15 protein-coding genes are annotated in these 16,303 nt (G+C 76.4%); 4 read left to right on the plus strand and 11 right to left on the minus strand.

Annotated elements, in window-relative coordinates:
- Positions 1 to 129: 129 nt before the first annotated feature.
- The 3 genes from OF117_RS14450 to OF117_RS14460 form a co-directional block, all read right to left on the minus strand.
- Positions 130 to 1,380 (minus strand): arginine deiminase, encoded by a 1,251-nt coding sequence (locus tag OF117_RS14450; RefSeq protein ID WP_263553539.1) that lies wholly within the window; start codon positions 1,378 to 1,380, stop codon positions 130 to 132.
- Between the two features lie 108 nt (positions 1,381 to 1,488).
- Complete coding sequence (locus OF117_RS14455; RefSeq protein WP_263553540.1) at positions 1,489 to 2,244, minus strand: MerR family transcriptional regulator; 756 nt, start codon at positions 2,242 to 2,244, stop codon at positions 1,489 to 1,491.
- Positions 2,245 to 2,320: 76 nt separating this feature from the next.
- On the minus strand, positions 2,321 to 2,815 hold the full coding sequence (locus tag OF117_RS14460) for a helix-turn-helix domain-containing protein (RefSeq protein ID WP_263553541.1): 495 nt from the start codon (positions 2,813 to 2,815) through the stop codon (positions 2,321 to 2,323).
- Positions 2,816 to 2,871: 56 nt separating this feature from the next.
- On the opposite strand from OF117_RS14460, the gene OF117_RS14465 reads away from it, so the two are divergent.
- Positions 2,872 to 3,492 carry a DinB family protein gene (locus OF117_RS14465; RefSeq protein ID WP_263553542.1) on the plus strand — a complete coding sequence of 207 codons (621 nt, stop codon included), beginning with the start codon at positions 2,872 to 2,874 and terminating at the stop codon, positions 3,490 to 3,492.
- Positions 3,493 to 3,503: 11 nt separating this feature from the next.
- The gene (locus tag OF117_RS14470) at positions 3,504 to 4,406 is read left to right on the plus strand and encodes a haloalkane dehalogenase (RefSeq protein WP_263553543.1); all 903 of its coding nucleotides are present in this window, start codon (positions 3,504 to 3,506) and stop codon (positions 4,404 to 4,406) included.
- Positions 4,407 to 4,464: 58 nt separating this feature from the next.
- Here the strand turns inward: OF117_RS14470 and OF117_RS14475 are convergent, their stop codons facing one another.
- The 4 genes from OF117_RS14475 to OF117_RS14490 all read right to left on the minus strand — a co-directional run bounded on the left by OF117_RS14475 (position 4,465) and on the right by OF117_RS14490 (position 7,541).
- Entirely contained in the window at positions 4,465 to 4,911 is a 447-nt protein-coding gene (locus OF117_RS14475) for a YdeI/OmpD-associated family protein (protein ID WP_263553544.1), read from the minus strand.
- Between the two features lie 13 nt (positions 4,912 to 4,924).
- Positions 4,925 to 5,779 (minus strand): ABC transporter permease, encoded by an 855-nt coding sequence (locus OF117_RS14480; RefSeq protein WP_263553545.1) that lies wholly within the window; start codon positions 5,777 to 5,779, stop codon positions 4,925 to 4,927.
- Positions 5,776 to 6,825, minus strand: a complete 1,050-nt coding sequence (locus tag OF117_RS14485; protein WP_263553546.1) for an ABC transporter ATP-binding protein — start codon at positions 6,823 to 6,825, stop codon at positions 5,776 to 5,778. Before OF117_RS14485 ends, OF117_RS14480 begins: the two co-directional genes overlap by 4 nt.
- 119 nt (positions 6,826 to 6,944) lie before the next feature.
- Complete coding sequence (locus OF117_RS14490; protein WP_263553547.1) at positions 6,945 to 7,541, minus strand: TMEM165/GDT1 family protein; 597 nt, start codon at positions 7,539 to 7,541, stop codon at positions 6,945 to 6,947.
- Positions 7,542 to 7,703: 162 nt separating this feature from the next.
- Here OF117_RS14490 and OF117_RS14495 point away from each other — a divergent pair, with 162 nt between their 5' ends.
- On the plus strand, positions 7,704 to 8,870 hold the full coding sequence (locus tag OF117_RS14495) for an MFS transporter (protein ID WP_263553548.1): 1,167 nt from the start codon (positions 7,704 to 7,706) through the stop codon (positions 8,868 to 8,870).
- Here OF117_RS14495 and OF117_RS14500 read toward each other — a convergent pair.
- A complete protein-coding gene (locus OF117_RS14500; protein ID WP_263553549.1) occupies positions 8,818 to 9,684 on the minus strand; it encodes a helix-turn-helix domain-containing protein in 867 nt (288 codons plus the stop codon). The genes OF117_RS14495 and OF117_RS14500 overlap by 53 nt on opposite strands.
- 27 nt (positions 9,685 to 9,711) lie before the next feature.
- On the opposite strand from OF117_RS14500, the gene OF117_RS14505 reads away from it, so the two are divergent.
- Positions 9,712 to 10,191 carry a VOC family protein gene (locus OF117_RS14505; protein WP_263553550.1) on the plus strand — a complete coding sequence of 160 codons (480 nt, stop codon included), beginning with the start codon at positions 9,712 to 9,714 and terminating at the stop codon, positions 10,189 to 10,191.
- Here OF117_RS14505 and larC read toward each other — a convergent pair.
- From larC to OF117_RS14520, 3 genes are all read right to left on the minus strand, one after another.
- On the minus strand, positions 10,133 to 11,380 hold the full coding sequence (gene larC / locus OF117_RS14510) for a nickel pincer cofactor biosynthesis protein LarC (RefSeq protein ID WP_263553551.1): 1,248 nt from the start codon (positions 11,378 to 11,380) through the stop codon (positions 10,133 to 10,135). The genes OF117_RS14505 and larC overlap by 59 nt on opposite strands.
- 229 nt (positions 11,381 to 11,609) lie before the next feature.
- The gene (locus tag OF117_RS14515; RefSeq protein WP_263553552.1) at positions 11,610 to 14,402 is read right to left on the minus strand and encodes a diguanylate cyclase domain-containing protein; all 2,793 of its coding nucleotides are present in this window, start codon (positions 14,400 to 14,402) and stop codon (positions 11,610 to 11,612) included.
- A 101-nt stretch (positions 14,403 to 14,503) separates the two neighbouring features.
- A complete protein-coding gene (locus OF117_RS14520) occupies positions 14,504 to 16,225 on the minus strand; it encodes a sensor domain-containing diguanylate cyclase (protein ID WP_263553553.1) in 1,722 nt (573 codons plus the stop codon).
- Positions 16,226 to 16,303 lie beyond the last annotated feature (78 nt).

The raw sequence follows: 16,303 nt of genomic DNA on the forward strand, positions 1-16,303 counted from the left end.
GGCCCGACGAGGGCATCGGACTCGACGAGGGCATAGAACTCGACGAGGCATAGAACTCGACGAGGCATTGGAAGCTTTGCCGGCAGGACGGGCGCTGAGATGCAGGCAAAGCTTCCAATGCCCTGGTCGTCAGAGGGGGTCGCGGGTCACCGGGCACGACATGCAGCGCGGCCCGCCACGGCCGCTCCCCAGCTCCGAGCCGGCGATGCGCACGACCTCGATGCCGGCCGCCTCCAGCGCCGCGTTGGTCACCGTGTTGCGCTCGTAGGCCACCGCCAGCCGGGGTGCCAGGGCGAGGGTGTTGTTGCCGTCGTCCCACTGCTCCCGCTCGGCGGTGACCGGGTCCAGGCCGGTGTCGATCACCCGCAGCCGGTCGATGCCCATCGCCGCGGCGGCCGCCTCGACGAAGGGGCGCGGCCCGGTCACCGCGAGCTCGGCGCCGTCCTCGTCGTCGGCGATCCCGTCGGGAGCGGTGACCGTCCACGCCGACAGCGAGCCGGCGACGGCCGGGTACATGACGAGGGCGTCGGCGTCGACCATCGTGGCGATCGTGTCCAGGTGCATGGTCGCCCGCCGCTGGGCGATCGGGACGACGAGCACGGTGTGCGCCAGCCCGCGGGCGAAGGCACGCCGGGCCAGCCGCTCGGCTCCGCCGGGCGTCGTCCGCTCGCCGACCCCGACGGCGACCACGCCTTCGGCCAGCAGCAGCACGTCGCCGCCCTCGAGGTGCTCGAGGTGCGCGCCGTACAGCCGCTCGACGCCGGCGAACCGCGGGTGGTGGGCGTAGACCGCCGCGGTGATGGTGCTCTCCCGGTGCCGGGCGGGCATGGCCAGCGACGTCACGGCCACCCGGTCGCCCACCCAGACCGAGGAGTCGCGGGTGAACAGCAGGTTGGGCAGTGGCGGGACGACGAAGTCGCCGCGGTCCATCAGCCGGTAGGCCAGCCCGTGCCCGTCGCGCAGCTCGTCGTGCGCGAGGCCGGCGATGAGCGCCTCGGCGAGGTCCTCCGGAGCGAGGGCCGACAGGTGCGCGGCCGCGTCGCGCCGGAGGGTGGCGCCCAGCCGGGGGTCGTCGACGGCCGCGGCGATCAGCTCCTCGCGCGCCGGCGGGAGCGCGAGGACGTCGGCGAGCAGCCGGTCCAGCTGCAGCACCTCGACGCCGCGATCGGCCAGGGCGGCGGCGAAGGCGTCGTGCTCCTCCTGGGCCCGGGCCACCCAGGGCACCCCGTCGAAGAGCAGCTGGTCGTTGTTGCGCGGGGTGAGCCGCCGCAGCTCGGCGCCGGGGCGGTGCAGCAGCACGGTGCGCAGCCGGCCGACCTCCGTGGTCGCGCCGACGACGGGCGTCGGGTCGCTGCTCGGGGACGCGGGCGGCGGGGTCATGGGCCCGAGGCTGGCACAGCGCCGGCGTCGCCGCGGCGCGACGGTGTGCGCGGATGTGCGGTTCCCGGCTCGGTACGTGCACATCCGCGCACCGTGTCGCGGCCGCGGTCAGTCCGACTGGCGGGCGGCGTTGGCCTGGACGGCGGTGCTCACGTACTGCGCCAGGCCGGGCGCGACTGTCTCGTAGGTGGCGGTGAACCGCTCGTTCTCGACGTACATCCGCCCCAGGGCGGCGTGCATCTCCGGCGGGCAGTCGTAGAACCAGCGGCTGATCGACTGCCGGGCGGCCTCGGCCGCGTCCATCGCGGCCTCCGAGTCGGCCGGTGCGCCCGACCGCATGGCCGCGACGAACCGCTCGTCGACCGCGGTCTGCTCGTCGCGGATCCGCAGCCAGTCGTCCTTCGAGTAGGACGACGTCCTGCGCTTGGACTCCGCCCAGGCGTCGGTGTCGCCCCAGCGCTCCTCCGCCTCGGCCTCGTACCGGTCGGGGTCGAAGCCGCCGAACACCTCGAACTTCTCCTCAGGCGTCAACGGAACGCCCATGTGCTGTGCCTCCATCTCCTTCTCCACCGCCGCGAGCATCGCCCGGGTGCGTTCCAGCCGCTCCCGCAGCAGCGCGTGCTGCCGCCGCAGGTGCACCGTCGGGTCGGCGTCCGGGTCGTCGAGCACTGCCGCGACGTCCTCGAGGGAGAAGCCCAGCTCGCGGTACATCAGCACGCGGTGCAGCCGGTCCAGGTCCGCCGGCGCGTACTGCCGGTAGCCGGCCGCCGTCCGCCCGGACGGCGACAGCAGACCGATGCGGTCGTAGTGGTGCAGCGTGCGCACCGTCACCCCGGCCAGCGCGGCCACCTCGCCCACGTTCACGGCTCCTCCCTCCTGTACGGGGACGAGCGTGCGGCCTGACGTGGCGTCAGGGTCAAGGAGGAATTCGGGACGGCGTTCAGCGGGCCGCCAGCCGGGCGACCTCGTCCGCCAGCCGCGCCTGCTCCGCCCGGACGTCGCCGAGCAGCCGCCGCAGGTCGACCAGCGCGGCGAGCAGCTCTGCGTTGGTCGGCGCGGAATCCGGCGGCGCGGAACCCGGCGGCGCGGAGCCCGCCGGCCCCGGCCCCACCGACCCAGGCCCCACCAGCCCACGCCCCACCGGCGCGGGGCGTGCCGGCGCGGCGTCGCCGACCGGGGTCCCGGACGACGCGTCGACGTCCTCCTCGGCGTCGCCCGACAGGTACCCGGCGAGCGCCATGAGCCGCCGGTACGACAGCCCGAGCGCGGTGGCCAGCCGCGCCAGCAGCCGCGGGTTCGGGCTGCCCACCCGGCCCGCCTCGAGCTTGTGCAGGTACGCCGGCGACAGCTTCGCCGCCTCGCCCACCGCCTGCAGCGACCATCCCCGGGCCGCTCGCGCGGCGGCGAGCGAGATCCCCAACTCCTCCGTCCCCACGTTCACCACGGTAGACGCCATTCACCTTGGTGAACAGCTGTCCGTGTGCTGCGAACATGCCGTCCGTGGACGACGAGAAGACGACACTGCACGCCTACCTGCGCCGCCTGCGGGCCGACCTGCTGGGGAAGCTCGACGGGCTCGACGAGTACGACGTCCGCCGGCCGATGACCGCGACCGGCACGAACCTGCTCGGCCTGGTGAAGCACGTGGCCAGCGTCGAGCTCGGCTACCTCGGTGAGGTCTTCGGCCGGCCCTCCGGTCGCTCCCTGCCCTGGTTCGCCGACGACGCCGAGCCGGACGCCGACCTGTGGGTGCCCGCCGACGAGACGCTGGAAGAGATCGTCGAGCTGCACCGCTTCTCGGCCGCGCACGGCGACGCGACGATCGAGGCGCTGCCCCTCGACGCGGTGGGCGAGGTTCCGTGGTGGGCGCCGGAGAAGCGGGGGGTCACCCTGCACCGGGTCCTCGTGCACCTGTGCGTGGAGACGGCCCGGCACGCCGGGCACGCCGACATCCTGCGCGAGCTGGTCGACGGGGCGCACGGCCAGCGCACCGGCGATCCGAACATCCCCCCGCGCACCGCCGCCGAGCTGGCCGCGCACCGCGACCGGATCGAACGGGCGGCGCGGCGGTTCCGTCCACCGCCGGACGGCGGCCCGTCGACGGCGGTGTGAGGATCCCGGGCATGGCCGACGAGATCTCGCCCGACGACCCGTTCCCGCGTCAGCGCGTCACCGTGCAGCCGGCGGGGTTCGGCCCGGTCGAGATGGCCTACGTCGACGTCGGCGAGGGTGCTCCGGTCGTCTTCCTGCACGGCAACCCGACGTCGTCCTACCTGTGGCGCAACGTCGTCCCGCACGTGCAGCGGCTCGGCCGCTGCATCGCGCCCGACCTGGTCGGCATGGGCGAGTCGGGCAAGCTGCCCGCTCCGGGGCCCGGCACCTACTCCTTCGACACGCACGCCGCCCACCTCGCCGCGTTCCTCGACGCGGTCGTCCCCGTGGGCCGGGTGACCTTCGTGCTGCACGACTGGGGTTCGGCCCTCGGCTTCTCCTGGGCCGAGCGGCACCGCGACCGGGTGCGCGGCATCGCGTTCACCGAGGCGATCGTGATGCCGCTGATCTGGGCGCACTGGCCGCCGGCCGCCAAGAAGATCTTCCAGACCATGCGCGGCCCCGACGGGGAGGCGGCGGTGCTCGACAGGAACGTGTTCGTCGAGAAGATCTTGCCGGCCTCGGTCGCCCGCGGGCTGCACCCGCAGGCGCACGAGCGCTACCGCCGGCCGTTCCGAGAGCGCGACGACCGCTGGCCCACCCTCGAATGGCCGCGGCAGATCCCGATCGAGCACGTGCCGCCGGGCGTGCACGACCTGGTCGACCGGTACGCGCAGTGGCTGCGGCGCAGCGACCTGCCCAAGCTCTTCGTCAACGCCGAGCCCGGCTCGATCCTGACCGGCCGGCAGCGGATGTTCGTGCGCACCTGGCCGGCGCTGACGGAGGTCACCGTGCCTGGCTCGCACTTCGTGCCGGAGGACTCCCCGCACGAGATGGGGCGGGCGCTCGCCGACTGGATCCGCTCGCTGCCGTAGCCCGCCGCGCCTCGCGTCTGCCCGGAGCGGACCGCGCAGCGGCGCCGGGGACCGCTGCTCAGCGGACCCGCTGGCCCGCCCGGATCGACTCGACGGTCCGCTGGATGCGGGTGGCGCGGGTCTCGGGCTTCTTGGCCTCCTCGACCCAGCGCACCCACTCCCTGCGGTGCGTGTACGCGAGGGCGTCGAAGCGGGCGCGCGTCTCGTTGTCGAAGGCGGCCGCCAGGTCGTCGGGCACGGTCACCTCGCGCGGCGCGTGGTCGAGCTCGATGTCGACGTCGACCTCCTCGTCGGCCCGCACGCCGGCGGCCTCCCGGTGCTCGGCGGCGAGCGGGACCCAGTACGCCCCGCCCATCGGCGCCACCGTCGTCCGGTACGAGTAGTCGGCGACGGTGACCCGCACCGGGGGCCGCTTGCCGGCGCCGAGGGCCTCGACGACCTCGTCGGGCACCTGCAGGCCGGTCGCCGTCCGCCCGCCGAGCACCACCGTCGTCCGGAACCGCATGGCGCCCAGCCTGTCAGTCGAGCGCGCGGCGGCGGAACCCGACGAGGCTGGTGACGCCGAAGACGGCGAGGAAGCCGAGCAGCGCCAGCGCGCACAGCCACGGCGGCAGGTGCGGCAGCCCGGGCGCGAGCTGTGCGCGCAGCGCCTCGCTGACGTAGGTCAGCGGGTTCACCGCGCACACCACCTGGAACCAGCGCAGCGAGTCCAGCGACGGCCAGGGGAACTGGGTCGAGCCGGTGAACAGCAGCGGGGTGAGGACGACGGCGAAGACGACGTTGATGCGGTTGGGCCGGACGAAGGTGCCCAGTGTCATGCCCATCGCCGCGCCGACCAGCGAGCCGAGCACGAGGAACAGCGCCAGCACCGGCACGTCGTCCCACCCGACCGGCAGCGACCCGAGCACCCCCCAGCTGATCGGGAACATGGCCAGCGCGGCGACCAGGGCCCGCAGCGTGGCGAAGACGATCTTCTCGAGCGCCACCAGGGAGGTGGGCAGCGGTGCCAGCAGCCGGTCCTCGATCTCCTTGGTGAAGCTGAAGTCGATGACCAGGGGGAACGCGGTGTTCTGCAGCGCCGTGAGGAAGGCGGCCAGCGCGACCACCCCGGGCAGCAGCACGTCGGCGTAGCGCTGGTCGGTGAAGCCGAGGTCGACCAGCACCTTGCCGAACACGAACAGCAGGAAGACCGGCTGCAGCACCACCTGGAGCAGGAAGGGCACGAACTCCCGGCCCGTGACGAACAGGTCCCTCCACACCAGGGCGCGGAAGGCGCGTCCGACGTCCGGGCGGGGCACCGCGGCCGGCGTCGGGGTGGCGGGCACCGGCCCGGCGGTCAGCGGTCCGGCGGCCGGCCCTCCGTCGGCGGTCACCGCAGCTCCCTCCCGGTCAGCGACAGGAACACGTCCTCCAGGCTCGGCTCGCCCAGCCGCACGCCGGTGAGCCGCGCCCGGCGGGCGGTCAGCGCGTCGGAGACCGGCCCGACCAGCGCGGCGGCGTCGCCGGAGAGGTAGAGCCGGGCCCGCAGGGCGCCGGTGTCGGCGACCGGCTCCACCCGCTCGGCCTGCGGCAGGCCGGCCAGCGCGGCGAGCACGCCGTCGTCGGTGTCGTCGTCCGCCCGCTCGACGTCGACCTCGAGGGTGGCGCTGCCCGGCAGGCCGCGGGTGAGCGCGGCGGGCGTGTCGAGGGCGAGCAGCTGCCCGTGGTCCATGACCCCGACGCGGTCGGTCAGCTCGGCCGCCTCGTCCATGTCGTGCGTGGTGAGGACGACGGTGACGCCCTGGTCGCGCAGCTCGCGGACGCGGTCCCAGACGAACAGGCGGGCCTGCGGGTCCAGCCCGGTGCTGGGCTCGTCGAGGAAGAGCACCTGCGGGCCGTGCATCAGCGCCCGGGCGATGAGCAGCCGCTGGGCCATGCCGCCGGAGTAGTCGTCGACCTTGTCGCCGCCGCGGTCGCCGAGCCCCAGCAGGTCGAGCAGCTCGTCGGCCCGCCGGTTGCGCTCGGCCCGGCCCATGCCGTGGTAGGCGGCGTGGAAGACCAGGTTCTGCCGGGCGGTCAGCGCCCGGTCCAGGTTGGGCCGCTGCGGCACGACCGACAGCCGGCTGCGGGCGGTGACCGGGTCGGTGCGGACGTCGACGCCGGCGACCCGGGCCTGCCCGCTGGTGGCGAGGACCCGGGTGGTGAGGATGCCGACCGTCGTCGTCTTGCCCGCGCCGTTGGGGCCGAGCAGGCCGAAGACCTCGCCGCGGCGCACCTCGAACGAGACGCCGTCGACCGCGTTGACCGGCCGGCCGGGGTAGCGCTTGACCAGGTCGGTCACCTGCACGGCGGCGTGGTCGGGAGGGGCGGACGCGGCGGGGTGCCCGGGAGGGGCGGGCGCGGCGCCGTCATCGGCGTGGTCGGGAGTGGTGGCTTCCATCGCGCGGGCCATGCTCCCACCGCCGCGGGACCCGCCGTCCGCACGGCGTGGCGCCCGACCTCACCCTGCAGCGCGAGGTCGGGCGCCACGCGGTGCGGTCGGTGCGGTCGGATCGGCGGTCAGGCCAGCGTGCGCACCGTCTCCACGGCGGCCAGGACGGCGAAGACGAGGAACAGCCCGGCCGCCACCCGCCGGATCAGCGGCACGGGCAGCCGGTCGGCCAGCGTGCGGCCGAGGAAGACCGCCAGCCCGCTCACCGTGAGCAGCGCCGCCCACGCACCGGCGAAGACCGACAGCGGCTCCTCCAGGCGGGCGGCCAGCCCGGCGGTCGCCAGTTGGGAGAGGTCGCCCCACTCGGCGGCGAACAGCACGCCGAAGGAGATCGTCGCCGCGCGCAGGAACGACGTCCGCTCCCGGGCGTCGGCGGCCTCGCCGGCCTCCTCGGGACCGGACGACGCGCTGCGCCACAGCAGCACCGCGCCCGCGAGGAACAGCACCGCGACGAGCCCGCTGACCAGGGCATCGGGCAGCAGCGACAGCAGAGAGCCGGCGGTGACCGCGATGGCGACCTGCAGGCCGAACGCGGTGCCCACGCCGACGAACACCGGTAGCGGCGGGAAGCGGGTGGCCAGCACGAGGGAGGCGAACAGGGTCTTGTCGGGCAGCTCCACCGGCAGGACGAGCACGAAGGCGGTCAGCACGACCGACGCGACCACGGGCCCCCCTCGGCCCGGACGTCCGCGGGCACCGGCCGGCAAGCCTAATCGGCGTGACCGGAACGCCCGGACGACGCTACGGTTCCGGGCATGCCGTTCCGTTGACGCACTACCTCGACGTCCGCCCTGCCGCCGGCGGCGCGTCCGCTGGCCCGCCTGGCCGTGGGCTGGGCCGCGCTGTCCGAGCTGGTGCCGTACTACCCGCTGTACGCGCTGCTCTTCCTGGACACCGGGCTCTCCGGTGCCCAGGTGTCGGTGCTGTTCGCGCTGTGGTCGGTCACGGGCTTCGTGACCGAGGTGCCCGCCGGCGCGCTCGCCGACCGCTGGTCCCGCCGCGGCGTCGTCGTCCTCGCCGGGGTGCTGCAGGCGGCCGGATTCGTGTTCTGGACGGCGGCCCCCGCGCTGTGGGCCTTCGCCGTCGGCTTCGTCGTCTGGGGCGTCTCGGGTGCGCTGGTCTCCGGCGCGGCCGAGGCGCTGGTCTACGACGGCCTGGCCGACGTCGGCGCGGCGAGCTCCTACGCCCGCGTGTACGGCTGGATGACCTCGGCCGAGCTGCTGGTGCAGATCCCGACCGCGGTCGCCGCCAGCCTGCTGTTCGCCGTCGGCGGCTACGCCCTCGTGGGCTGGGCCAGCGTGGCCGTGTGCCTGGCCGCCGCCGCGCTGGCGCTGCGCTTCCCGGAGGCGCCCCGGGCCGTCGACGACGACGAGCCCGAGCCGGTGCTCGCGACACTGCGCGCCGGGGTGACCGAGGCCGTCCGCACCCCGGGGCTGCGCACGGTCGTGCTCGCCGCGGCGCTGGTCGGCGGGCTCGACGCGGTCGAGGAGTACTTCCCGGTCATGGCCGGCGACTGGGGGGTGCCGACGGCGGCGGTGCCGTTCGCCGTCCTGGCCATGGCGCTGGCCGGCGCGGCCGGCGCGGCGCTCGCCGGGCGGGCCGAGCGGCTGCCGTCGTCCGCGCTGCCCGCCGCGCTGGCCGCCAGCGGCGTGCTGCTGCTGACCGCGGCCGTGTGGGCGCGGCCGGCCGCGCTGGCCGCCGTCGCGGTCTCGTACGGGCTGTACCTGGCGGTGCTCGTGGTCGCCGAGGCACGGCTGCAGCACCGCATCACCGGACCGCACCGGGCCACGATCACCTCGGTCGCCGGGCTCGGCGTCGAGCTGTCGTCGCTGCCGGTGTTCGCCGCGTGGGCGCTCGGCGGGGGGACGGCGCTCGGCGGCGCCGGTGCGGTGGCGGTCGTCTTCCTCGTCGTCGTCCCGGTCGTGGCCGCCGGCCTGCGCGTCAGGGTGCCGGCGGGACCTGCCGAGCCTGTCGGTGGTACTGCGACGGGGTGATGCCGACGACGGCCCGGAAATCGCGGCTGAAGTGGGCCTGGTCGAACCAGCCGAGCGACGCGGCGAGGCCGGCGAGGTCGCTTCCCCCGCCGGCGTCGATGGTCGCCGCGGCGTCCTGCAGCCGGTAGCGCGCGAGCACCGCCTTGGGGCTGACGCCGACGTAGCCCGCGAACAGCCGTTGCAGCGAGCGGGTGCTCGTCGCGGCCAGCGCGGCAACCTGGTCGACGCGGACGAGCGAGCGGTCCTCGATCATCCGGTCGAGCAGGGCCTGCAGCTCCAGGTAGGCGGCGGGCGGTTCGGGCGCCAGCGGCGCCAGCGCGGCGTCGAGGACGGCGGCGCGCGCGTCGTCGTCGGCCTCGCCGAGCACCTCCGCGAGCAGGCGGCCCGCGTCGAGGTCGAGGTCGAGCTCGCGGCGCAGCGGCGCGACGCCGTTGCGCGCCGGCTGCCGGCCGCCGAAGGCCACCCAGCCGCCCGGGCGGAACTTGGCCGCCGTGACCCGCCCCGTGCCGACCAGGTCGACGGTGAACCGGCGGGTGACGACCCCGTGCAGCAGGACCGCGGGCAGCGCCACGCCGAACCGGGGCTCCGACCCGCTCTCCACCGACAGGTTCACGCTGGGGTGGCTGAGCACCTCGGAGCGGAACGGCGGCTTACCGGTGCGGTCCCAGCGCACCGACCAGTACCGCTCGACGAACGGCGCCACCTCGGGCGCGACCGGCGCGTCCCGCCGCAGCCCGGCCACGCGCTCGGTCTCGGCCGGGCGGAGCACGCCGCGCGTGGTCGGCGAGGTCGTCGCATTCGTCCAAGACGCCACGGCCGCAGCGTAGGCAGGGTGGTGGACATGGCGATCACCGACGGCCGGCCCGACGGCTACACGACCCTGACCCCCTTCCTCGTCTGCGCGCCGGCCGCGGAGGCCATCCGGTTCTACGAGGAGGTCTTCGGCGCCACGACGGTCAGCCGGATGGACGGCCCCGACGGCACGGTGGTGCACGCGGAACTCGACTACGGCACCGGGCGGCTGCAGCTGGGTGACCCGAACGACGCGTACGGGCTGGCCGCTCCCACCGGGCACGCGGACGACCGGGTCAGCGGCTCGACCTGCATCTACGTGCCGGACGTCGACGCGGTGTTCGCCGCGGCCGTCGAACGCGGCGCCACGGTGCGGGAGAAGCCGAGCACCTTCGTCACCGGCGACCGCTTCGCGTCGATCTACGACCCGTTCGGGCACCGCTGGGCGGTGATGACCCGGGTCGAGGACGTCAGCCCGGAGGAGGCGGAACGGCGCCTGGCCGAGTGGGCGGAGTCGCGGGACGGGTGACCTGGTCGTCGTCGCGGGCCACCGGGTAGGCCGACTCCGCGGCGGTCGTGGCGGCGCGCAGGGCCTCCTTGACCGGGACGCCGGCCTCCCGGGCCAATGCGGCGACGTCCTCGTACTCCACGCCCACGTTCAGCACGCGGCCTCCGGACGACGCCACCTTGACGCCGACCCGGCCGCCGAGCACCTCCACCGACGCCGTCGTGCGCTCCAGCGCCACCTTGCCCACCGGCAGCGTGCGCAGCCCGATCGTCGAGGTGTGCGCGAAGACCGTGGCGCGCACGCGCTCGACCGCCGCCGGGGAGCAGAGCACCGACAGGGTGTGCGCCGGGCGGCCCTTCTTCATCAGGATCGGCGTCAGCCAGGCGTCCGAGGCGCCGGCCGCGAGCAGGGCGTCCAGCACGCCGGGCCACAGCCGCGGGTCGAGGTCGTCGACGTTGGCCTCCAGCACCACCGCCCCTGCCGCGCCGTCCCCGCCGGTCGGCTCGCCGAGCACCAGGCGCACGACGTTGGGCAGCTCGGCGGGGTCGCGGCCGCCGATGCCGACGCCCACCCGCTGCACCCGCATCCCCGGCAGGTCGGACCAGTCCGTCACGCTGGCGGCCAGCAGCGCCGCGCCGGTCGGGGTGCACATCTCGGCGGCGACCGGCCCGGCCAGCACCGGCACCCCGGTCAGCAGCTCGAGCACCGCAGGGCCGGGGATCGGCACCACGCCGTGCGCGCCGCGCGCCGACCCGCTGCCCAGCGCGATCGGCGAGGCGACCAGCCGGTCCAGCGCCAGGTGCGCCAGCCCCGCGACGACGCCCACCACGTCGGCCAGCGCGTCCAGCGCCCCCACCTCGTGGAAGTGCACGTCCTCGGCGGGCACCCGGTGCACCCGCCCCTCGGCGCGAGCCAACCGCGCGAAGACGTCCAGCGCGCCGTCCCGCACTGCGGCGTCCAGAGGCGCTCCGGTCAGCAGGGCCCGGACGTCGGCCCAGGTGCGCCGGACGTCGGACGCCGGCGCGTGCACCACCACCCGCGTGCCGCCGAGGCCGTGCCGCGCGGCCGGCTCGGCCGACAGCGTGACCGGTTCGACGGGCAGCGCCGAGATGGCCGCCTGCAGCACGTCGAGCGGCACGCCGGCGTCCACGAGCGCGCCGAGCAGCATGTCCCCCGACGCGCCCGCGGACAGGTCCAGCCACGCGATCACATGGTCGTCCTACCGGACGACACCGCGATCAGGAGCCACCCCCCGCGCGCGGAGCCGCTCCCGTCACTCCTCGGGGGAGCCTGCGGCCCCCCGCTCGTCGCGACACCGCGATCAGGGGCCCCCGTCGCGCGGAGCCGTTCCCGTCACTCCTCGGGGGAGCCTCCGGCTCCCGCACGTCGCGACACCGCGATCAGGAGCCACCCCCCGCGCGAGCCCGGGGACCGGGAGGTCACCGGCGGGCGACCCGAGCGGCGAAGACGCCGGCCGACCAGCCGTCGTCCACCGCGGTCACCGCGACACCCGGCGCGGGCGACCCGAGCACGGCGAGCACCGCGCCCAGCCCGCCGAGCGCGCCCGGCGTGCCGGTCGAGGTCGGTACCGCCAGCACCGGCACGTCGGTGACCGTGCCGAGGAGGCCGGCCAGCGCGGCGTCCGCGCCGGTGACGACGACCAGGCAGTCGACCTCGGGCAGCAGCGTGCGGTCGGCCAGCAGCGCCGGCAGCCGGCCGCTCCCGGCGTCGACGCGGACCACCTCGGTGCCGGCGACCCGGGCGACGAACGCGGTCTCCGCCGCGACCGGCGCGTCACCGGCCGTGCTGAGGACGGCGATCCGCCCGACCGGCTCGGGCACCGGCCCGACCGCGGCGGCCATCGCGGCGGCGTCCATCGTCGTGTACGCGTCGTGCTCGCCGGCGACCGCGACCAGCGTCTCGGGCGCGGCCCGCAGCACGACGGTCGGCCGGTGGGGGTGGTCCCGCCGGGCCTCGCGCACCAGCGCGAGCACCTGCTCGGTGCTGCGGCCGGTCCCCCAGACCACCTCGGGCTCGACCCGCGCCGGGCGCGACCGGTCCGCCGGGGCGGGGCGGTCGTCCCGGGCCGTCGCCCACGGCGGCAGCGGGCCGAGCAGCGGCTCACCCGGCCGGTCCGTGCCCAGCGGCGGGTCCACCGGCTCGACCAGCAGGGCGCCGAAGCCCCGGGCGTCGTCCGGGGGCAAGACCGTCCCGCGGAGCTCCTGCGGTGGCACCTGCCCCGGCGCTGCAGGACCGGCCGCCCCCGTGCCGGCCGCCCCCGTGCCGGCCGCCCCCGTGCCGGCCGTTCCCGCACCTGACCTCCCGGTCTCGGCCGCTCCCGTGCCGGCCGTTCCCGGGTTGGTCGTCCCCGCGCCGGAGCCCGCGTCCGCGCCCGTCCGCGTCTGGGTCACCCCGGACAGCCGGACGACGCGGTCCCGCCCGCTGCGCTTGGCGTCGTACAGCACCCCGTCGGCGGCGGCGAACAGCGTGCGCCGGTCGTCGCCGCGGGCCGCCGACGCGATGCCGACGCTGATCGTCACCGGCTCCGGCAACCCGAGGGCCGCCCAGTCGTGCGCGGCCAGCGCCCGGCGGCAGCGCTCCAGGGCCCGCTCGGCCTGCTCGGCGGTCGTGTCCGGGAGCAGGATGACGAACTCGTCGCCGGCCCAGCGGCACACCTCGTCGGTGTCGCGGCAGCCGGCCACGAGCACCTCGGCGACCCGGCGCAGCACCTCGTCGCCGCCGGGGTGGCCGATCGCGTCGTTGACCTCCTTGAACCGGTCGACGTCGACCACGGCCAGCGCCGGGGCGGCGCCGGTGGTCAGCAGCCCGTCGAGCCGTGCCTCGGCGTAGCGGCGGTTGGGCAGGTGGGTCAGCGGGTCCTCGTAGGCCTGCCGGCGCAGCTGCCCGGCGGCCCGCTCGGTCTCCAGCAGGTTCTTGCGGCGGTCGAACAGCTCCACCCAGCGGGTCCGCCGCTCGTCGACCCGGTCGAGTTCGTCGGCGAGGTAGGCCTGCAGGTAGGGCAGCGCGCGGCCGGCGTCGTCCAACTCGGCGTGCAGCGTGCACAGCTCGCGCAGCGCCGACCGGCGCAGCCGCGGCAGCCCGTGCTCGGTGGCCAGGTCGAGCGCCGCGGCCAGGTGCTCGTCGGCAGCGCCGGGGTCGCCCTGGCGGCGCAGCGCCCGGCCGAGCGCGAGGCGGGCGGAGGCGAGCAGGGCGCGGTCGTCGGCGGCGGTCGTCGCCCGCACGGCCTCGCGCAGCAGCCGTGCCGCGACGCGGTGCTCCTCCAGGCCGACCAGCGCCCAGCCGTGCACGACCAGGGCGGCGGCCCGCAGCGGCTCGTCGGCGCCGAGCAGCCCCAGCGCCCGCTCGGCCAGCGCGCGGGCCTCGGTGAAGTGCGACCGGGCCGCCTCCGGCGTCCCGTCGTCGAGCAGGCCCTCGCCCAGCTCCGCGCACAGCTCGCCGAGGCGGACCGCGGCGGTCGCGACCACCTGCCGCGGGTCGCCGTCCTCCGGCGCCCGCGGCCGTTCGGCCGCCGCCGTGGCGGCCAGCAGGGCCCGCCGCTGGTAGTCGAGGGCCAGCGGCATCAACTCGAGGTCGGCCAGGACGGCGGCCAGCGTGCCCAGCGTGTCGACGAGCAGCGGGCCGGGCTCCAGGCCCGGGTCGAGCAGGCTCGCCGCCTCGACGGCCTCGTCCATGGCCGCGTCGATGCGGCGGGAGAGCAGCTCGATCCGCGCGTGCCGGGCCAGCCCGGCGGCGCGCTGCAGGTCGTCGTCGGCGGCGTCGAAGGCGGCCTTCGCCGAGCGGACCAGCGCGATCGCCAGCGCCGCGCGGGAGGCCTGCTCGCCGCGGCCGTCGCCGTCGGTCCCGGTCCGCCCCGGGGTCCCCGGCGTCGGGGCCGCGGCGCCCGTGCTGCGGTCGATGAGGTCGGTGACCCCGGCGTGCAGGTCCAGGCCCGGCTCGTCGGCCTCGTCGACCGGATCGCCGACCAGGGTGAAACCGGCCAGCCGCAACCGCCGGACGAGCAGCTCGGCGCGGAGGGTGTCGGCCCACGCCCGGCCCAGCGTGCGCTGCGGGTCCCCGGCCGCCGGATCGGCGTCGGCGGTGTCGCTCCCGGGGTCCGGGACGACGTAGGGCGGCGGGAACCGCTCGACGTCGGCGAGCAGCTCCTCGGCGTCGTCCAGCCGCCAGTTCGCCAGCGCAGCGGTCACCCGCTGGTGCAGGGCTCCCGGTGGCACCAGCGCACTGTGCACGGCGTCCGATCGGGTGTCGAGCACATGACCGGAGCCACGCCGCACGACGTCCGTCCCGCCCCACCTGCCCCAGCCGCGGCGGGGGCTCACGCGGGCGTCCCGCCGGCCGACCGGTCGTCGTCGGGGGCGGCGCCCGGCGCGCGGACGCGGTTGCGGCCGCTGCGCTTGGCGGAGAAGAGGTGCAGGTCGGCGGCGTCGAACAGCGCCCGCCAGCTCGCCACCGGCGGCGCCCCACCGGCGACGGCCGGAGCGGTCGCCACCCCGATGCTGACGGTCACCGGCTCGGGCAGCCGCAGGTCGCTCCAGTCGGCGCCGGCGACGGCGGTGCGCAGCCGCTCCATGACCCCGACGGCCTGGGGTTCGGTCGCCGTCGGCAGGACGACGAGGAACTCGTCCCCGGCCCAGCGGAACACCTCGTCGCCGGCGCGGCTGTGCTCGAGCAGCAGATCGGCGACCCGGCGCAGCACGACGTCGCCCGAGGTGTGCGAGCCGCCGTCGTTGACCTCCTTGAAGCGGTCGACGTCGACGACGGCCAGCGACAGCGGCTCCTCGCCCAGCCGCAGCGAGGTCAGGCGGCGCTCGGCGCTGCGCCGGTTGCCCAGGCCGGTGAGCGGGTCCTCGAGGGCGTGCTGGCGCAGCAGTGCGGTCTGCCGCTCGGCCTCGCGCAGCCGGCTGCGGCGCACGAACATCTCGGCCCACAGCTGGCGGCTGTGCGCGTGCGCGCGCCGGGTGTCGGCGCGATAGGCCTCCAGCCAGTGCAGCGCCTCCGCGGGACGGCCCTGCGCGGCCGTCACCTGGCCGAGCTCGAGCAGGCACTGGCGGTGGCGGCGGCGATCACCGGCGACCACGAAGGCGGACGCGGCGTCGACCATCAGCTGCACCGCCTCCTCGCCGGTGGCCGGTTCGTCGTCGCGGGCGGCCAGCCGGACCAGCAGCCGGGCGAGCACCAGGTCGGTGAGGCCGCGCAGCCAGAGGGTGCCCTCCTCGTGCACCCGGCGACGCGACCGGCGCAGCGGGCCGAGCGCGTCGTCGAGCTCGTCGCGGCAGGTGAGCGCCCACGCCTGGACGACGTCGAGCAGGTCGGCGGGCCCCGGTTCGGGCTCCCACGGCAGTGCGCGGGCGGCGGTGGCCTGGTCGACGGCGGCGCGGGCCAGCTCGCGGGCCCGCTCGTGCTCGCCGCGGCGGTGCAGCGTCTGGGCCAGCTCGGCGTGCTGCTGGGCGGAGAGCAGCAGCATCCGCCAGCGGTCTCCGGGGTCGGGCAGGGCCAGGGCGACACCGTGCCCGCGGTCGGCGTGCACGACCGCCAGCTCCTCGAGGTCGAGCGCGGCGAGGGTGAATGACAGCCAGCGGTGCGCCTGCAGCAGCGCGCGGGAGGCCTGAGCCGGGGTGAAGCTCTCGGTGAGCAGGCTCGAGTCGACGGCCAGCAGCATCGCCGCGTCGGCGTGGTCGGCGGTGACCTCGACGTGCGCCAGCCAGGCCAGCACCAGCGCGTTGTCCGCGGTCGGCGAACAGCCGTCGAGGGCCTCCCGGGCGGCGGTCACCTCCGCCGATGCGGCCTGGGCGTCGGCCTCGACCAGCAGCCGCCGCGCGGCCAGGGCGTGCCGCCAGGCGGTGCGCCCGGCGGCGGCGTCGGCGTCCCGCCCGGTGCCGGCCGGCTCCGGCTGCGCGGTACCGGCGTCGAGCTCCTCCTGCGCCGCGTCGAGCAGCGCGAGGTACGCCGGGACGTCCTCGCTGTCGCCCGCGGCGAGCAGACGCCACAGCGCAGCCTCCGGGTCACCCTCGGTGACTCGAGCCGGGCGGGCGATCACGCGTTCCTCCAGACGACGGTGGGCCGGCCGTGCGGCCGGAACTGCCGACAGCGAGGCAGCCTCCCCCGGGTGAGGACC

Origin of the sequence: Geodermatophilus sp. YIM 151500, assembly GCF_025716945.1 — a bacterium.
Classification (GTDB): Bacteria; Actinomycetota; Actinomycetes; order Mycobacteriales; family Geodermatophilaceae; genus YIM-151500.